This window comes from Actinomyces howellii, from assembly GCF_900637165.1.
Classification (GTDB): domain Bacteria; phylum Actinomycetota; class Actinomycetes; order Actinomycetales; family Actinomycetaceae; genus Actinomyces; species Actinomyces howellii.
Window position 1 is genome coordinate 2,919,491 of the sequence record NZ_LR134350.1, and the last position, 17,033, is coordinate 2,936,523.

Here is a 17,033-nt window from a genome sequence, read left to right on the forward strand (position 1 = left end):
CCATCACGGCCGGTGCCCCTCAACACGCTCCCGGGCACGGTTTCAGGTCAGTGTGTGGGCAAGTGCGGCGCTTGCTGCGAGCCAGGCGCGGCGTGTGGTCGGCGCTAGGTTGTCCAGGATGAGGGGGCGCCCGGCCATGGCCGGGTCGTAGGGGATGCCGACGGCGGCCCGGGTGATCTGGCGGAAGGTATTGACGAGCTGGTCGGGTCCGGGCTCGGCTTTGGAGCCCTGGGAGACGATGACCAGGGCGTTCTCGGCCAGGGTGGCCGAGTGGGGGTCGGCGCCAGCGAGTTCGTCGAGTAGGAGGCGGGCGGACTCGGCGTGCTCGGGTCGGGTGATGGTGGGTACGACGATCGCGTCGGCGCGGGCGATCATCGCCCGCCAGGACAGGGTGGTCTCGTCGTTGCCAGAGTCGACGATGATGACGCGGTAGTACCTGGCCAGGACGTCGTGCACGCGGTTGAAGGTCGTGTCGTCACCTGGGTGTGCGGACAGTATTTCGGGGCGGGAGCGCAGGACGTCGTAGCGGTCCTGGCGCTGGTGGTGGGTGTAGCCGGCCATCTCGGCGGCTTGGGCGTGCGGGGACAGGAGGTGGTCGACGTGGGGGAGCAGGTCGATGACGGTGGCGTCGTGGGGGCCGGTCTGGGTGCGCCAGCCCAGGGTGCCGCGGCTGGGGTTGTTGTCCCACGCGATGACCCCGGCGCCGCCGTTGCGGGCCAGGACGGCGGACAGCAGGATCGTGGTCGGTGTCTTGGCTGCTCCGCCCTTGCCGTTGACGACCGCGATCGTGCGGGGGCCTGGCCAGTGCTGGGAGACGGCAGCGACATCGTCCCGTTCGGTGCGCTCCCTGTTCGAGGGAGCGAGGTGCAGACCCAGCGTGTTGAGCAGGCCGCGCACCCCGGTGCGGGCGGGGGCCTCGTTGGAGATCTGTTCGAGGAGCGTGCGTTGGCGCAGCTCAGCCTGCCTTTCGCGTCGCGTGGTCGGATGCACCGGGTCGTCTGCGTCGCGGGCCTTGTCGTCAATCGTGGCAAGCTGGTCGGGGGTGTTGACGATCGGGGTACGGGGAGGTGCAGGGGCCGGCTCGGGTGAGGGATGTGGTGCGGTCTTCTGTTCGTCGAGGTCGGCGGCTGTGACCGTCCCGTCGGGGTGGATCGCGATGGTGAAGGCGCCCTCGGGTTCGGTGCACGAGGCGATGATGAGCTCGTCGAGGTCGACGGCACGGGTGGTCAGGATGCTTCGGACCTTGCTGCGTGCGTCGTCGAGGTCGGTTCCTCTGATCGGGCGCAGCGAGTTGCCGATGCTCATGGATCCAGCGCCGGTCGGGCCAAGGTTGATGGTCGCGGTCAGGGGCATGGTGCTCACTCCTCGGTGGCGTTGTCGGCCTGGCGGCGCGCGGCGCGGGGTAGACGGCTCGGGTCGATCATCCCTGCGCGCGTGAGATCCCTCTTGGTCCATCCAGCGCTGGTCGCGGCGCGCCAGGCCGTCCTGTAGGCGTCGATGGCGGCGGTGAGGTTGTCCTGCTGGGCGCCCAGGTCACGGACCACGGCGGTGCGGTCGTGCTGCTGGGCGAGCAGGGTGTCGACGGGGTCGGGCATGGCAGGTCGCTCCTTCGGTGCGCTGGTCGTGGGTCGCGGTTGCGCCCACGTCCGGTACGTGGGGTGTGCGCGCACATGTGCCTGGCTGCCGTCGTACCCGGCACGGCACGGCGGACGGCGCCCGTAGCCGGCTGGCTCGCGTTGCCGCCTAGCACCGTGCCGGAGCCGAACGTGGTCACCCGTGTTGTCGGCAGCTGACTCGGTGCGGGCAGTCCGTCATCTCACCCACAGGTTCCGCTGACGCGGAGCAAGATGGTACTTAGCACATGTGCTAAGTAGTTCTCCGGTGGACTGTCGTCGTCCCCCGGTGGCACACTGGTGTGTGTCCCGTTGGGGTCGCTGCGCTGGGCAGGAGGTGATGACGGTGTCGGGCACCGGTTCGGACGCGCGGCGCCGTCCACGGCACGACTTACGCCGCAGCGCGCGCGTGCGTGACGGCGTGCCCCGCTCGCGTCTGACCGTGTATCTGACTCCTGAGGAGCGTGCCCTCCTGGAGGCTCGGTCAGTGTCCAGCGGTGAGGCGATGGCCAAGATCTTGGTGGACAGCGCGCTTCACCCGGTTGCCGTCGAGGGAGTCGGTGGAGCGGGTGAGCTTGTGGCTCAGCTGCGCGACTACCGTCGTCAGTTGGTGGGTGTGGCGACGAACCTGAATCAGATCGCCCGCCACGCCAACACCGTCTCCGAGATACCTTCCGGTTTCGATGCGGTGGTGGCCAAGGTGCTGCGGCTGCACGACGACATTGACGACATCCTGGCTGGGGTGAGGCGATGATCGCCGCGATCACTGAGGGTGGGTCGACCGCAGGGCTGATGAACTATCTCGCGGGCCCGGGCCGGTTCAATGAGCACGAGTCACCGCACGTTGTTGCCGGCTCGGGGGTGGTCGAACGGCGGTGGGGCCAGTGGGAGGACCTGAGCACGTCGCAGGCGTACGAGATCGCGCGCCGGCTTGACCAGTTCATGACCGAGACTGGTGTGCGTCCCATGGGGTCACGCAGGGTCTTCAATCAGGAGACCGGACGGCGTGAGACGGTCCCGGGACCGGTGGCCAATCATGTGTGGCACTGCTCCTTGGCTCTGCACCCGGATGAGGGGCCCTTGTCGGATCAGGAGTGGGCCGCGATCGCTAGGGACTTCATGACGCGGATGGGTTTCACCGGAGCCGACGGCAAAGCTGAGTGCCGTTGGGTGGCGATCAACCACGGGCAGGCGGGCAACGGTGGTGACCACATCCACATCGTCGCGGTCACCGTGCGCGAGGACGGCACGAAGTGGAGCAACTGGCGGGACCAGACCCGGGCGCAGAAGGCCGTCAACGCTATCGAGCACGCCTACGGCCTGTACGTCATCGAGGCCCGCGAGCACGCGCGCGGCGCGCGAGCCGACTCGGCGGCCGACCTGCGTGCGAGCGCGCGTAGGGGCCGGGCCCGCACCGACCGTCGTGTGCTGGAGGAGCGGGTGCGGGCTGCTGCGGTGGCCGCTGACACCGAGGTCGACTTCGTGGTCCGTCTGCGCGAGCTGGGGGTGCGTGCTCGGCCTCGCTTCGCGGCTGGGCGCACGGACGTGGTGGTCGGCTACTCGGTGGCCCTGCACGCCCGTCGCGGTGAGCACACGCTGTGGTATGCAGGAGGCAAGGTCGCTCGCGATCTGTCGCTGCCGCGGTTGAGGGCGCGCTGGCCCGATACCCCGCACTCGGCGCAGCAGGCGGTCGATGCCTGGCGGCAGGCGTGGCGCGGGATGCCTGCGCGTCAGGTTGCCCAGCGTGCGCAGCTGGAGGCTTGTGCTCAGGCTCTGGAGCTCTACGACGTCGCGTTGCGGGAGGTCGATCCACGCGATCCTGTGTCCCTGGCGGACGCTACCCGGGACGTCGCCGGCCTGCTCAGTGCTCAGGCGATGGCGTGCCGCAACGGTGACGCCGCAGAGCTGTTGGCCCGGGCCGCGCGTACCGCGGGCAGGGCGGCCCAGACCCACCGTCGACCAGCGCCGGTGGCTGCGGCGCCGGCTGCAGTCTCACTGGCCGCGTCGCTGGCGCTGTCGGCGGCTGCCAACCGTAGCGGGGACGTCAGCGTCCTGACGGTGCAGACGTTGGCTCTGCTCGACACGCTGGTCGAGGTCTACCGTGTCGCCGGGCAAGCCCGCACAGCGGACGAGATGCTGGAGCACGCCACCGCTGCCCTGGCGGCGGTCCACCCGTCTTCGAGTCGACGGCCGCGGGCCGTGGACCGTGGGCACAGCCTTCTCGGTGCGCTCGCAGGAACCGCGGGCCCCGTGCAGACCCACAGCGCTCCTGCCACCGGTGAGCAGGCTGCAGGCCCCCCTGGTGGCCGTGCCGGGAGCGAGCGTGCCACCGTGCCCGAGGTGGCAGGTGGGATGAGTGTGCAGCAGGCCGACCGGATCCGGATGGTGGTGGCCGCTGCCGCACCCGTGACGGGCGCCGGCGCGCCCTCGCAGCAGCCCGTTGAAGGCGACCACGACGTCCGTCGCGCCGGCGTCCAGCGTGACGAGCACGAGCTCGAGCGAGTCCGGCGTGTCATGGGTCTCGCCCTGCCTGGTGGCGAAGACAGCAAGGTCCAGGAGACCTCGCCCCGACCAGCGGCACCCGGGCACCATCCCGGGCAGGGCCATACGCTGTAGGGGCGCGCACGGGCTACGAGCAGGGCATGAGCACACCTAAGGACACCGCCCCGCCGGAGTTGCAGTTCTCGACGCTTGAGATCTTCGTCGAGGACTTCGTCGCAGTGGTCTTTGACCGCAGTATCTCTCCCACGCAGACCTGCTGGTGCCCCCAGTGGTGGAAGCACGCCGAGGCCGTCTTCGACCTGATGGCCCTGTGGCAGTCCTTTGAGCACATGCACGTCGCTGACGGGCCGACCTGGTCGGCGAGGTGGCTGACCCTCTTCGCCTACCCGATCATGGACCGCCTGACCAGCCCTGCGGGCCCATTCCGGGCGTGCTCGCCGGCCAAGGGGCACAACACACAGCCGGACAACCCCGGAGGGGTCCTCCCCTGTGACAAGCCGGACGAGGGGTTGTTCACCCCGCGGTGAACAACCCCTCACGAGTGCCTGCTCGTCCTCGGTACCGCTACATCTGCTGGTCCTGGCCGTGCAGGGCCTGCTTGGCCGTCACACGCGGGCGGTCCGCGGCACCGTTCTTCGCCGTGGTCGACTGATGGGCTGTTGCCCTGCTGGCCGGCTCGTGCAGCGCCCTGTCACCGGTGGCCACGGCGCGCACCGCCTCGGGATCGACGCCGCGGGCGAGCTGGGTCTCCGCCCATGCCTGACGGGCCTGTGTGGAGTCCCATGCAGGTTGACGGCTGCTCCCGTCCTGGAAGGACGTGGCCCGGTCCGCGGCCCGCGCCCGTCGAATTGACCAGTCGGGGCGTTCCAGCGCGCTGCGCCTGGCGTAGGCGACGCGGTAGCTGGCGGCCAGGGCCAGCTGGTCGTGGGTCTCGGTCCCTTCCTTGCCAGCGCCTGAAGTGTGCGTGGAGATCAGACCGCGCCGTTGAAGGGGCTGGAGGTGGTCCAGGTAGGTGCCGACGTCCATGCCTGCCTGCCGCGCCTCCGCAGCCGCAGCCTGACGGGTCAGCGCCGTATACCGTCCAGGGGTCGGTGCTTGGCCCACGAGCCGGGGCTCGTACCCGGATCTGAGGGCTGCGGAGCCGCTGGTCTGGAACGTCTGGTCCCACTGGGACAGCTCGGGCCAGGCGCCGGCCTGCTCGATCTCCCAGGAACGGCGCAGCGGGCTGAGTGAGCGCGGGTCGACCCGGCCGCGGACGTGGGCGGGGTCGACTCCCAGCGCGTCCGCCACCTGCGCCGAGGCGCCGTCCTGAGAACGCCATGAGTCACGCGCGTCCCCGGTCAGGGGCTCGATGGCCGGCGGGTGGTCGAGATCGATGCCCTCGGCTGCCATCGCAGCCCAGGTGCTGTGCGCCCACGCTCGCCGGTGGGCGTCGTCCTGGTCGGGCATCGTCCTGGTCGGGTCGTAGTGGCTGGTGAACCACCTCCAGGCGGTGTTCTCGTCGGCGGAGAGCTCTGAGGCTGTGACCGTGCTGGCGCCGGTCTCCTCCACGGTGCCGTCGGCTGTCTCGTGGCCGACGGCCGGAGGATCCGTTCGCCTGGCGTCGTCAGCCGTGGGGCCCTGCCCGTGAGGCTGTTCCTTGGCCGGCTCCTTCGTCCGGCCCTGGTGCGTCTCCTGTTGCTCGGCGGTCTGGTCGAGCGCTGTGCGAAGGTCGACGTCTTCTTCGTCCTCCAGGATCGGGGCGACGTCAGCGGCCACCGCCCCGTCGAGGTCCTCTGCCCTCGTGGTTGTGGTGTCGTCCAGGTCGACGTCCCATCGCCTGCGGGCCTCGTCCCGGCAGCGGTCGACCACCATACGAGCCAGGGGGTCGACCTGCTCGAAGCGGACGGCGACACCGTGGACGTATGCGGCGTCCTTGGGTTGCGCCGCGTCCCAGAACCGGTCGTCCATCCCCCGGCGCAGGACCGGCTCAGCGAGCCGGCGCTGGCGCTCGATCGTGTCGCGCACCGCCCGCTCCTGGGCCAAGGACCTCCTGCGGGCCCGCTCCAGGGACCGGGCCCGCTGGTCGGCCAGGAACCGTGCGACCTGAACCGCGACCTGGAAGGCGCGTCGTGCCTCTCCCGAGGCCTGTGCAGTGACCTCATCATGCTGACTCGTCATTCGCCTCTCACTTTCCAGAAGGGGATCATCTTGGTCAGGACCGGCTTGGACCCCGACGCCAGGACCCAGGCCCTGCCCGCAGGCAGGGCCTGGAGGTCAGCGACGGTGGCGATCTGACGCTGCTGGGCGTCCATGGAGTAGGTGGCGGACCACCCCTGGCGGGACCGCGTGCGCTGCTTCGACGGCACCCAGTGCGACCCGAGAAGCTCGGACAGGTCGGTCAGGAACCCCTTCTCCGACACGCCGCCCCCGTACACCTTGACATTGGCCGCTGACCACAGCGTCCGCATCCCTTCCTCACCCCAGGCGGCCGTGCCCTGTGACCATGACTGGACCAGAGTGTCCACGCAGATGCCCCGCGACCCGAAGTGGCTGTACATGGCCGGAAGGTCACCCCACCGGCACACGTTGGCCGCTTCGTCGAGCTCGATGAGCAGTGGTGCGGCCAGGCGGCCGCCAGCCTGGGTCTTGGCGTGGTCGACCGCCGCCTCAGTGACCGCCACGGTCAGCGCGGTCACGATCGGTGCCGCGCTGCGCCTGCCCTCCTGGCTCAAGCAGTACAGGGTGTCGGTGGAGGCCACAAGGTCCTCAGGCCTGAGCTGGGTCAGGAAGGGCTGGGGGGTGACCCACCGCATCGCCCGATCGTTGAGCAGGAAGCTCATCGTGGTGGAGGCGCCACCGTAGACACCTGAACGTGTCTGGTAAACCAGGTTCATGATGCCTTCCAGGGTCTGAGCCATCTGCATCTCACCTGCGGCGCGCAGGAGCCTGACCGGTTCACGATCGGCCTCGTCGTTGAGCCACCCGTGCAGCGCGGAGAGCGGCTTCTCGGAGCGGGCTGCTGCGAGCAGAAGCGCAGCGATGAGGTTGCGTGACGCCGCGTCGAAGTACGCGGAGGAGGCCTGGGCCCCCGCCGGACGGGTGGTGTCGACGAAGATGCGGGCCAGGGCCTGGGCCTGCATCGCATCAGTCACGTACGAGGTGATGTCCCACCACCAAGACTGGGGCTCATCGGCGATTCCCTGGGGGTCGAAGACCCACACGCGCCCACGTCGCGCTCGCTCTTGGCGGGTCGAGTCCAGCACGTCACGCTTGTTCGACGTCACTACCGCCGCCCCGGGCGCCCGCAGTACCCGCGGCACGACCCAGCAGGAGGTCTTCCCGGTGCGAGGACCGGCGATCATGACGCACACGTCCTCGAAGCTCGACCACAGGCGGCGACCTCCGGCTACAGCCCTGCCGACCGGCAGCCCGGCCACATCGGCCTTGACACCGAGCCGACGGGCCTTGTCGGCGACCTCACGTTCGTTGAGGGAGGCCGTGTCCGCCGGCCGTCCGGTCAGGCGCGCGGCGCCGTCACCGCGCCGTCGCGCACGCACCGTCGAGGTCATCGCCGCGGGTAGGGCGGCCAGGACCAGACCCGCGACCACGACGCTCGCCCATGTTCCAGCAGTCGGTGAGAGCTGCCCGCGCGCCATCAGCGCTAGCGCCGTGAACGGGTTGAGGGGCACCCTGATCCCTGTGGCGTGTGCCCACGCCTGCGTCCCCAGGGTGAAGGCCGCCAGGGCCCATCCCCCGATCGCCAGCGCCATTGCCTTGACCAGGGTCGAGGGCTGCCACCCGTTCACGGCCTCTGCTCCCTGAGCTCCTTCTGCTTGGCCTCCCACCGCCGGTTCGTGTCCGAGAGCCTCCGCTCGGCAGGAGCGAAGTCAACGCGGAAGGAGACCCCCGGTGCTCCCGAGGTCTTGAGCAGGAACCGTCCCATGCCTGCCGGCGGCAAGGCTTCCTGGCTGAACGGGTCGTACCCACCTTGAGCGGACCAGCTGATCAGCCGGTTCTTCTCTGCCTCAGAGAAGTCCATGACCCCCTCCAGCAGGGGCATCTCCTTCGCGGGAAGCGCCCCCAGGAGCAGCATCTTGGAGCGCTCGACGAAACCCGCTGCCTTGGTCCGGTCCTCCTGGCTGGACAGCGAGGAGAAGTCCGCCATCGAGTGGGTGATCATCATCTGGCCGATGCCGATAGTCCGGTTGAGCCGGGTCAGGGAGTCCACCCGCTCGACCATGCCTGAGCTTGCCTGCAGGATGCGCCACAGCTCGTCCATCACCAGGGAGTAGCGTCTCCTGGGAGCCACCCCTGCGTCCGCCAAGGCCTGGCTGATTTCCACGGTGGCGAAGCCGTAGGACCAGCAGCTCAGCAGCACCGCCGCCTGGATGTCGGAGTGCTCGTGCATCAGGTCGTGAACGTCGAACACGACGTCGCGGTCCATGAGCATCGGCGTGGTCTCCCTGGCAGCGAATATCGCTCCCATCCGCCCCCGAAGGAGAGCCATGAGCGAGACCTCCAGCTCCTCGGTCACCTCCCTGTACCGGGAGAGCTCCCCGCGATCCAGCGCGACCGAGCGCAGCTGCTCGGGAGCCTCACGCAGGACCTGGAGAAGGTCGGGAAGGGCGGGCTGCCCCCCACGGTCCTCCAGGATACGTACTGCCTCGTCAATCACGATCTCCTCGCGGTTGCCCGGGGGCTGGCGTCGCATGATCTGGATCAAGGACAGCACCATGTTCTTCTTGCGCTCGTGAGCCGCCTTGAGCAGCGCAGAGCGCCGCGCGGGGTCCGTGGCCAGAGCAGCCGCGGCCTGGCCCACGTTGCCGGCGTCTAGAGGATTGATCCCTCCCTGGCCGTGACCGATGGTGATCACCTGCCCGCCCAGTGCTCGGATGAGGTCGACGTAGTCCGGCTTGATGTCGCCCAACACCATTGAATGAATCCCCATGTCGGCGTGAGCGGCGACGATCCTGCGCACCAGCGACGACTTCCCCACGCCGTTGAGCGCAAGGACCATTGCCGACGGAGCGGAGATCAGCCCCGTCTCGAACCACGAGATGTGGTCGGCGCACACGAACCCCTCTCCGTCGAGCACAGGTCCCAGGGGTGCCCCGACCACGGGCGGGGCACCCCCGACGATCAGAGGCCACAGGCCGCACACCTGGACCGACGTGCCTCTCCAGGGCTCCATCCGCGGCCACGCCGACACCGCTCCGCTGCCCGGCCCCCGGGGGACAGCGGCCTGCTCGGGACCCGCCAGCATCCGTGCTGCGAGGCTCCTCATCAGCCCCACGGTCACCACCCCCCGGTCAGCTGTTGACGGGAGGGGACCAGCCCAAGAGGCAGCCCCATGGCAAAGGTTGTGTCCTGCGCACCGTACGCGACCCGGGTCAGCAGATGAGACCCTGCAGCCGCCGAGGTCACCGCGGCCGATGCGGTCTCCAGGCGCTCGCGCGCCTGATCGCCGGTGACTGTCGCCGTCATCACCACGCCGAAGTCCAGGACCGCAGCCCCGGAGGCCTCCTCGTGCGCGGTCTTGACCGCCTGGGCGACCTCCCTGCTCATCCGCTCCGTGGGCCGGCGCGCCATCCTCTGCCTAGCCGTCGCCTTGTCGACGTCCTTCTCGACCACGTCCGGGGCCCGCGACGGGTCAACAGGCCGGTACAGGATCGTGACGCGCTTGATCTCGACATCGCGACTGACCTCAAGGACCCGCCGTAGCACACGGGACTGGACCAGCCCGCGAGGCGGGCGGCTCATCACCCACGAGCGGGACAACCCGGAGTCGTGACGATACGAGTCCCAGTCTGCCTCGGCACTGATCGGGCCGGCCTCACTGAGATCGAGGTCGACGACCAGGCCGTCAGCAGCGGCCTGCTCGAACACCGCCGCGGACTCGGGGTCGTACGCCTCGCGAACGACTCGTGTCATCTCCTGCCTGTCCAGGAGGTGGACGGCTCCGTCTCCAGATTCCACCAGGATCTGCGTCAGCCCCGGCAGGCGCATGGCGATCTCCTGGACCGCACGCTCCCGACGGTCGCGCCGCGTGGTCGCCGACACCTCCGGCCTGAACGACACGGTCACCCACGTGCGCACCCTGACTCCTGTCCCCGCGGCGGCAGCCACCACGTCGTCGACGATCTGGCGTGCTAGCTCCGGCCCGTCCTGGCAGCGCCGGGCGCTGACCTCCTGCACCAGGCGCTGACCGGTGTCCGGCGAGGTCTCCACTGTCACTGTCGCACCAACGACGCCTGTCTCATTGGCCAGGTCCATCAGGAGAAGGCCCCACAGAGCCACCTTGCGCTCAATCGCGTCCCTGTCGACCAGATCCTCGCCAGCCGGTGCGAGGGCCATCGGTACCGTCAGCCGGCCGTCACCGTGATGGACCACCGTGAAGACCCGGCCCCACGCGTCCTGGTGCTCACTGAGATTCAACGAGCCCAGGACTCCCGGCAACCGGCACCGCCACGAGCTGCTGGCCGACACGTCGAGCAGCCCTGTACGGAACAAGTTGGTCTTGCGTCGCCGCGCGCCGCGGAACTTCATCTTCTCGCCTCTCTTGTCGAACCAGCTCAAACCGTGCTTGTCGCGCACCGTGCTGATCAGCGCCACCAGCACCAGCGGCGCTGCCAGCACAACCGCCCAGCTCAGGCCGGCTGTCATCTCGACCATCACCAGACCCGCAGCGCAGATGAACAGCGCCAGCGTCTGCCCCAACGTGAACTTCCCTAGACCCGCGGGGCGGCTGACCCTCCAACCCCCGTAGGTCACGACCTGCGGCTGCTCGGTGGCACTCATCTCGCCACCTGCCCGGCACCAGAGGCTGACTCACCAGTGGCCGATTCCGTTGCCGATGCCGCTGCAACCGCACCTTTCCGAACCGCCTGCGCGCCGACCATCACCACCGCCGCGGGCCCGGCCGCTGCCGCGGCTCCCGCGGCTGCGCCACCACCCGCGGCTGCGCCACCACCCGCGGCTGCGCCACCACCCGCGGCTGCGCCACCACCCGCGGCTGCGCCACCACCCGCGGCTGCGCCACCACCCGCGGCTGCGCCACCACCCGCGGCTGCGCCCCGCGAAGGCGCTGCGGCGGCTCCAGTTGGTCCTGGAGACTTCTGACCGCCGACCGTGCCCGGGCTTCCATCGGGCTCCTTGGAGGCCGACCTGTCGGCCTGGGCGCCACCGCCTGACCTGCTGGAGCCCTTGCTGCCGCGGCGGCTGACCATGACCGCGCCAGTGGCCAGCGTGCCGGCTCCCGCCGCAAGTGCACCGGCACCACCGCCAGAGGCCACAGCCCCTGCAGCGGGCACGATGAAGCGCACAAGCGCAGGCAGCGCCAACGCCGCCATGACCATCAGGATGATGCCCTGGACGAAGGACCCCAGCGAGTCCGTGGCAGTTGCCGTCCCAGACGTCACCAGCTTGATGGCCACCCCGTAGATGATGGCCGCCGCAGGCTTCATCAAGGCGAACGCCACCACCCAGCCAACGATCCTCGACAGCCAGTCCCGTCCCCAGTCGGTGATCGCCGCAGCGGCCGCCAATGGCATGATCCCGACAACCAGCACCAGCATCGCCGAGCGCACGAACATCAACCCCATCTGGAGCAAGTTGGCCAGGATACCGACCACCCCGCCCAGAATGATCATCAACCATCCGACCTCCGACGGCGTCACCGAGGTGATCACCAGCAGCTTGGTCGCGAAACTGCCGTTCATGTCCTCGATCGCCTGGTCCAGGAACCAGGTGCTCAGGCTGTCTGAGATTTCGATGAGCAGCTGACTCGCAGTGGTGGCCACTCCCGTGACCATGATCATCCGCAGGATTCCTCCCAGGACCTTCCGGACCTCCTCACCCCGCATCGACCACATCAGGTAGATCCCCGCGACCATCAACGACCCTGCGAGCACCACCCCTGCCAGCCAGGAGGTGGAGTCCACCACGTAGGTCGTGGCCGACTCCGAGCTCGACACGTCGGGCGTGGGCGTGTCGACCCAGAATGTGCCGACCTTTGCCAATGCCTTGTCCAGGCCCTCCAGGGTCGAGCGCCCCCAGAGCGCCACGATGTTCTCGGCGACCTTGTTCGCCGTTTCCTCGGCATGGCACTGCATCTGCCAGAACCAGCAATCGGCCATCGTCAGCGCACCACCCACGGCGTGAAGCCCGCGTCCGACTCCTGGCCCTCCTGGCCCCACGAGTCGGTGGACGGGGCCTGGACCTTCCAGTCCCCGTCCTGCCACACCATGACCAACGGCCACGACACCAGCCTGCGGTCCTCCACCGACGTCGAGGTCAGCATCGTCACCAACACCTCGTCGTCACGCCTGACCTCGACCTTGTAGCCCATGACCGCGAACGGCCGAGTGGTGCCCCCGTCCCAGCCCAACTCGATCTGCTCGAGAAGCCGATCACGGTCCGTGCCCGGCGCCACCAACGTCTCGACCACGTCCGGCAGCCGCTCCTGGGCGGAGAACCACCTCAAGAAATTGGCCGCAGCAACCACTGCTCCCGTAGGAGAGTGAGCGAAACAGTGACTGACCTGCCCGTTCGTCACCCGCCCCGGCCCCACTCCCTCCACGACAGGCACGCTGACCGTGTCAGTCACCGACACGACCTCCATCGGCAGCGGCCCGGACGGTGGCGCCTGCTCACCCGGACTCAGGCCGCAGACCGACGAGGCGCTCGGATCCTCGCCCGCAGCGCTAGCAGCCACTTCCCTGTCAGCAGGGCTGTTGCTTGCGGGCGCCTCGACACTCTCGTCCCGCCCCTGGTCCACCGCGGAGTCCACGACGAGCCACACCGCCATCAACGCCACCACGACCACGAAGACCATGCCGACGACGAACGAGCGACTGGACAACAGCTCCGCCCCGGGTCGTTCGTCTCGATTTTCCTGACCCTGGACCACCATTGTTCACACCCCCGTAAGGGCGTACGTGATTCCACTAGCGCCACCAATAAGACCCGATGCCAGTGCCACGTAGCCGATCCTGGTCACGTTCTCCTCTGCCCCCGACCCGATACGACCCGTGGCGTTGAGAAAGAAGATGACCCCGATCGTGACGATCGAGACGAAGCAGGTGATCCCTCCAATCCACATCACATAGCTCAGGATCGTAGTCACATCGGAACCCACCCCTGGAGGCTCAACGGGCTGAGGGTCGATCATCGGAACAAAGACATTCATCAGTCTTCCTTTCTGTCGGCGGAGACGGCTCTCAAGGCCCTCCGCACCTGTCCTGGAACAGACGAAGCGTCCGCCTCGCCCTCTCGCCACCCGCCCACCCAGGGCACCGTGACGCTGGCGGGGAAGGCCCCCGACACCAGGTCCACGGCCCGGCGAAGGGGCCGGGGCAGGCGCCCGGGCGCGTCCGCGACCCACACGACACCGGCCAGGTCGACCCCCGGCACGCCGCCGCCGGCCCACTGCACCGCAGCCCGCTGCGCCGCAGCCGTGCCAGCACGGTGCGTCCTGGCCACCACCCACGCTCGGACAAGACCCTGGTCGCTCACCGGCCACCTCGTGCCCGACTCCGCGACGCCCAGAACCCGCGCGACCGTGCTCGTCCCAGCGCCGCCGTGCGCACCGACCAGCCACAGGCCAGCCGAGCCGACCTGCACCAGCTCCAGCCCGTCGACCGCAGGCACCTCAGCGACCGGCAGCCACGACCGCGACACCGGAGCCCGGTCATCACGATCCGGTCCCGCCGGCGCGACAACACTCTGGGCAGGTTCATCGGTCAACCACGGATTGCTCACGCACGCCTCCCTTCCGTCCCTCGCTCCGTGGATCGTGCGCGCACCACGCCCGCCGACAGCAAGGGCCACCGCACCACCCTCCGGTACGGTGGCGTCAACCACACCGACGAGAGGGAACCAGGCGATGAGGGCCGAGACCAACCACTCATGGGCAGTCACCCGGGGCAACCACCCCGACGACCCCCCGTACTACGCGCCTCTGACCCAGCCCCGCTACGCCGCTGCTCGCGCCGAGTACGCCCGCCTCCTCGAGCCCGTGCCCGACGACGCCAACAGCTTCTGGACCACCATGGCCGACATGGCCGTGGTCATCCCCAGCGAGTCCGCCGCCTTCTGGTACCAGCTGACCACCATCATCGAGACCACCTGGACACCAGTAACCGCCAGCACCCCAGTCACCGCGCTGGCCGCCGCCGCCCGCGCCGAAGCCGTCGCAGCCGCCGCCCACCCCACCACCGTCCACGGCGATCACCCCGGGACCGCCCAGTCCTACCAGCCGGCTCCCATTCAGGTCACCGCCACCGAGCAGTGGATCGCCACCCGCGCCAGCCAGGACCCCAACACCGACGAGGACATGTGGAGCCTGATCATCCCACGAGCCGACCGCACCACCGAGACCGCAGCCCAAGACGCCTGCCGCGCCATCATCGCCGAGCTCGACCACACCCCCAACCTCCCTGCCCCCAACGAGCCCCTCACCATCTGGCACAGCCTGCGCCTGACCGCCACCACCGGCTGGACCAGCGCCGACAACGACACCGACCCCCAGCAGATCGCTCGCGCCATCACCGACCACCTGACCAGACAGGGGGTGCAGTCACTGCACCCCACCCCCCACACCCGACAGTGAGATAAAACACACCGACCGCGGTCGAGGGGGTGCAGTCACTGCACCCCCTCACCACGTAGCAGCCAGATCCTCCGCGTAAGCGGCCGCGACCTGGCTCGCACGCTCGGCCAGATCCTGCTCCGACAGGCCAAGGACCGACGGGCTGGCGCCCCGCCGCGAGCCGACCAGCAGCGTCATCCACGCCCTGGCGCACCGGGGAGAGACCCCCAGGTCCGCCAGACGCACGTCCTCCGCCGCCAGCTGGTGACGCCGGGAGGCCCCCCGCATCGACAGCTCGACCACCCGCAGCGTCCCAGCCCAGGCCACCGCCTCACCCATCCCCGCAGCCACCAGAGCCTCGACCATGCCCTCCAGCACGCTGCCGAAGTCATCAAGAGCCGCAGCCTCCATCCCGGCCGCGTCACCCGGCCCCCACACCATCGAGGACGCAGCCGGCCCCGCGGCGTCCAGCTCCTCGACCACCACACCCTCAGGCACCGGCCAGTTCCGAGACGAGGTAGCCCGTAGCGTGTTGTTCGCCCACATCGCCCACGGCGAGCGGGCCCTTGCGATCACGTCCGCCCCGACCCGCAGCGTCTCCCACGCCCACGACGCCGTGTCCCACCGGGACTCATCAACCTCCATGAACGCGAAATCCACCCCCCGCTGCACCGCAGCCCTGAACTGCTGGCCGACCACCACCAGCATGGAGCGAGCCACCAGCCGAGCAGCCGGCCCAACCCACGCCTCCTCCACGGCACGGACGATCGCCTCACGCAGGCCCTGGTCATCACCCCGGGCGATCACCGGACCGTCCGGCTCAACCAGGTCGTCGGCCTCGACCTCCCCGGCACCGTCGCGCGACGCCTCGTCAACCGCCTTGACCGCCTCGAAATCAGCCACCGCCGCCAAAGCCACCAGACGACGCGACGAGGACGCCTGGCTCCCGTCAGCCCTCCACCTGGCACGACAGTCCACCAGACCCCTGCGCTCCAGGCCCCGCAGAGCGTTGTGGACCGATCTCCGCGTCCGGTGAGTCACCTCCACCAGATGCGACACCGGACACACCGTCTCCCCACGCCAGTCCGCGAGCCTGGCCAGCTCACCCACCACCAGGCACTGCGTCGCCGTCAGCCCCTCCAGGCCCCGCGACCACATCACCCACGACACCCGCGGCCCGACCCCAGTCACGACGCCACCCCCTCACGCGCTTCCCGCTGCCCGACCAGCTCAATCACAGCCATCGCCTGCTCCAACCGGGACGCCCCCGGCATCTCCCCCCGGACCTGCGCCCAGGCCCACCGGTCATCCGTACCCTCACCGCGTCTGGACGTGCCCGCCAGCTCCTCCGAGCGACGAGCCCGCTCCTCGTGAGCCGCGTCCTGGTCCACCGACTGTGGCCTCGGTGCCAGCGCAGGATCAACATTGGCCCGCAGCCGATGAGCCACCAGTGACGACAGACGCCCCACCCGATCCGGCAGCGGCTGGTCCATCACCGACCGGATATCCGCCGGCCGCCAGCCCGCCGCCAGCCGCTGCCCGAGCATGCCAGCCACCGTCCGGGCACCAGCGGCATCGAGGGCCCGCAGGTGCTCCGGCAAACAGGTCGCGATCAACCGCCTGGTCTCAGTCGAGGCCGAGGGCGCAGCCGCGGCCGGCTCACCGGACGAAGGTCCCACACCTCCCGGACCCGACCCGACCGAATCCGTCTCCGTCTCCAGCCACGCTGGTGAGGTCACCTCCTGGTCAGGTCTGGTCTGATGGTTCAATTGATGGTTCTGTATAGAGTGCAACCGGCCACCGTTGGCCTCTTGCGGGCGGCCACCGTTGGCCTCTTGCGGGCGGCCACCGTTGGCCGGTTGCGCAACCGGCCAATCTGGCCGGTTGCGCAAGAGGCCAGATTGGCCGGTTGCCGGATTCTCAACGAAAACCTCCTCCTCAGGCAGGTTATCCACAGGAGAGTTATCTACAGGCTCACCGCAACCGGCCAACTTGGCCGGTTGCCGAGATTCCAACGATTCGTCGACCTGCGCCCCGATGTGTAGCTGATACCCGTTCGATCGCCGCCCCCACGTCGATGAACGCGCCACCGGGGTCAACAGTCCCAGGTCCCGCAGCGTGGCGATGTGCCGACGCACCGTCCGCTCGCCCATCTCACAACGCTCAGCGACCGTCGCCTGCGACGGCCAGCACCAGCCGTCGTCATCGGCCTGATCCGCCAGAGCCGCCAGCACGAGCTTCGGCATCGGACCCGCACCACGAACCGACCAGGCCCACGCCGACGCCACGACACTCATCGCCCCTCACCCCCGCGCGACGTCCTGGATGCAGGTACTCGGCCCGCCTCC

At 69.3% G+C, this 17,033-nt stretch carries 16 protein-coding genes; 4 read left to right on the plus strand and 12 right to left on the minus strand.

Features of this window, described 5'->3' with window-relative positions:
- Positions 1-42: 42 nt before the first annotated feature.
- Both EL245_RS12205 and EL245_RS12210 read right to left on the minus strand, forming a co-directional pair.
- Positions 43-1,353, minus strand: a complete 1,311-nt coding sequence (locus EL245_RS12205) for a MinD/ParA family ATP-binding protein (RefSeq protein WP_126383495.1) — start codon at positions 1,351-1,353, stop codon at positions 43-45.
- Positions 1,354-1,358: 5 nt separating this feature from the next.
- On the minus strand, positions 1,359-1,595 hold the full coding sequence (locus EL245_RS12210; RefSeq protein ID WP_126383497.1) for a hypothetical protein: 237 nt from the start codon (positions 1,593-1,595) through the stop codon (positions 1,359-1,361).
- A gap of 505 nt (positions 1,596-2,100) precedes the next feature.
- Here EL245_RS12210 and mobC point away from each other — a divergent pair.
- The 3 genes from mobC to EL245_RS12225 are packed head-to-tail and all read left to right on the plus strand — an operon-like array spanning position 2,101 to position 4,642.
- Positions 2,101-2,367 carry a plasmid mobilization relaxosome protein MobC gene (gene mobC, locus EL245_RS13775; protein ID WP_232009774.1) on the plus strand — a complete coding sequence of 89 codons (267 nt, stop codon included), beginning with the start codon at positions 2,101-2,103 and terminating at the stop codon, positions 2,365-2,367.
- The gene (locus EL245_RS12220; protein WP_126383502.1) at positions 2,364-4,229 is read left to right on the plus strand and encodes a relaxase/mobilization nuclease domain-containing protein; all 1,866 of its coding nucleotides are present in this window, start codon (positions 2,364-2,366) and stop codon (positions 4,227-4,229) included. The genes mobC and EL245_RS12220 overlap by 4 nt, the downstream gene beginning before the upstream one ends.
- Before the next feature lie 26 nt (positions 4,230-4,255).
- Positions 4,256-4,642, plus strand: coding sequence for a DUF4913 domain-containing protein (locus tag EL245_RS12225; RefSeq protein WP_126383504.1), 387 nt, complete (start codon positions 4,256-4,258; stop codon positions 4,640-4,642).
- A 37-nt stretch (positions 4,643-4,679) separates the two neighbouring features.
- On the opposite strand, the gene EL245_RS12230 is transcribed toward EL245_RS12225, so the two are convergent.
- The 8 genes from EL245_RS12230 to EL245_RS12275 are packed head-to-tail and all read right to left on the minus strand — an operon-like array spanning position 4,680 to position 13,856.
- Complete coding sequence (locus EL245_RS12230; RefSeq protein WP_126383506.1) at positions 4,680-6,275, minus strand: hypothetical protein; 1,596 nt, start codon at positions 6,273-6,275, stop codon at positions 4,680-4,682.
- On the minus strand, positions 6,272-7,903 hold the full coding sequence (locus EL245_RS12235; RefSeq protein ID WP_232009775.1) for a type IV secretory system conjugative DNA transfer family protein: 1,632 nt from the start codon (positions 7,901-7,903) through the stop codon (positions 6,272-6,274). Before EL245_RS12235 ends, EL245_RS12230 begins: the two co-directional genes overlap by 4 nt.
- A complete protein-coding gene (locus tag EL245_RS12240) occupies positions 7,900-9,381 on the minus strand; it encodes an ATP/GTP-binding protein (protein ID WP_232009776.1) in 1,482 nt (493 codons plus the stop codon). The genes EL245_RS12235 and EL245_RS12240 overlap by 4 nt, the downstream gene beginning before the upstream one ends.
- An 11-nt stretch (positions 9,382-9,392) precedes the next feature.
- Complete coding sequence (locus EL245_RS12245) at positions 9,393-10,895, minus strand: SCO6880 family protein (RefSeq protein WP_126383508.1); 1,503 nt, start codon at positions 10,893-10,895, stop codon at positions 9,393-9,395.
- Positions 10,892-12,250, minus strand: coding sequence for a type IV secretion system protein (locus EL245_RS13300; RefSeq protein ID WP_161512722.1), 1,359 nt, complete (start codon positions 12,248-12,250; stop codon positions 10,892-10,894). The genes EL245_RS12245 and EL245_RS13300 overlap by 4 nt, the downstream gene beginning before the upstream one ends.
- Positions 12,235-13,008, minus strand: a complete 774-nt coding sequence (locus EL245_RS12265; RefSeq protein WP_126383517.1) for a hypothetical protein — start codon at positions 13,006-13,008, stop codon at positions 12,235-12,237. The genes EL245_RS13300 and EL245_RS12265 overlap by 16 nt, the downstream gene beginning before the upstream one ends.
- A 3-nt stretch (positions 13,009-13,011) precedes the next feature.
- Entirely contained in the window at positions 13,012-13,284 is a 273-nt protein-coding gene (locus EL245_RS12270; protein WP_126383519.1) for a hypothetical protein, read from the minus strand.
- Positions 13,284-13,856 carry a DUF6668 family protein gene (locus tag EL245_RS12275; RefSeq protein WP_126383520.1) on the minus strand — a complete coding sequence of 191 codons (573 nt, stop codon included), beginning with the start codon at positions 13,854-13,856 and terminating at the stop codon, positions 13,284-13,286. Before EL245_RS12275 ends, EL245_RS12270 begins: the two co-directional genes overlap by 1 nt.
- 124 nt (positions 13,857-13,980) lie before the next feature.
- Between EL245_RS12275 and EL245_RS12280 the strand changes: the two genes are divergently transcribed.
- The gene (locus EL245_RS12280; protein WP_126383522.1) at positions 13,981-14,706 is read left to right on the plus strand and encodes a hypothetical protein; all 726 of its coding nucleotides are present in this window, start codon (positions 13,981-13,983) and stop codon (positions 14,704-14,706) included.
- 48 nt (positions 14,707-14,754) lie between these two features.
- On the opposite strand, the gene EL245_RS12285 is transcribed toward EL245_RS12280, so the two are convergent.
- The gene (locus EL245_RS12285) at positions 14,755-15,603 is read right to left on the minus strand and encodes a hypothetical protein (RefSeq protein WP_161512723.1); all 849 of its coding nucleotides are present in this window, start codon (positions 15,601-15,603) and stop codon (positions 14,755-14,757) included.
- Between the two features lie 269 nt (positions 15,604-15,872).
- On the minus strand, positions 15,873-16,931 hold the full coding sequence (locus EL245_RS12290) for a helix-turn-helix domain-containing protein (protein ID WP_161512724.1): 1,059 nt from the start codon (positions 16,929-16,931) through the stop codon (positions 15,873-15,875).
- Positions 16,932-17,033 lie beyond the last annotated feature (102 nt).

Coding starts and splice junctions, on each gene's coding strand:
- EL245_RS12240 (WP_232009776.1), bottom strand. CDS start 9,381: ATGAGGAGCCTCGCAGCACGGATGCTGGCGGGTCCCGAGCAGGCCGCT.
- EL245_RS12205 (WP_126383495.1), bottom strand. CDS start 1,353: ATGCCCCTGACCGCGACCATCAACCTTGGCCCGACCGGCGCTGGATCC.
- EL245_RS12270 (WP_126383519.1), bottom strand. CDS start 13,284: ATGAATGTCTTTGTTCCGATGATCGACCCTCAGCCCGTTGAGCCTCCA.
- EL245_RS12220 (WP_126383502.1), top strand. CDS start 2,364: ATGATCGCCGCGATCACTGAGGGTGGGTCGACCGCAGGGCTGATGAAC.
- EL245_RS12225 (WP_126383504.1), top strand. CDS start 4,256: ATGAGCACACCTAAGGACACCGCCCCGCCGGAGTTGCAGTTCTCGACG.
- EL245_RS12265 (WP_126383517.1), bottom strand. CDS start 13,008: ATGGTGGTCCAGGGTCAGGAAAATCGAGACGAACGACCCGGGGCGGAG.
- EL245_RS12280 (WP_126383522.1), top strand. CDS start 13,981: ATGAGGGCCGAGACCAACCACTCATGGGCAGTCACCCGGGGCAACCAC.
- EL245_RS12230 (WP_126383506.1), bottom strand. CDS start 6,275: ATGACGAGTCAGCATGATGAGGTCACTGCACAGGCCTCGGGAGAGGCA.
- EL245_RS12245 (WP_126383508.1), bottom strand. CDS start 10,895: ATGAGTGCCACCGAGCAGCCGCAGGTCGTGACCTACGGGGGTTGGAGG.
- EL245_RS12210 (WP_126383497.1), bottom strand. CDS start 1,595: ATGCCCGACCCCGTCGACACCCTGCTCGCCCAGCAGCACGACCGCACC.
- EL245_RS12290 (WP_161512724.1), bottom strand. CDS start 16,931: ATGCCGAAGCTCGTGCTGGCGGCTCTGGCGGATCAGGCCGATGACGAC.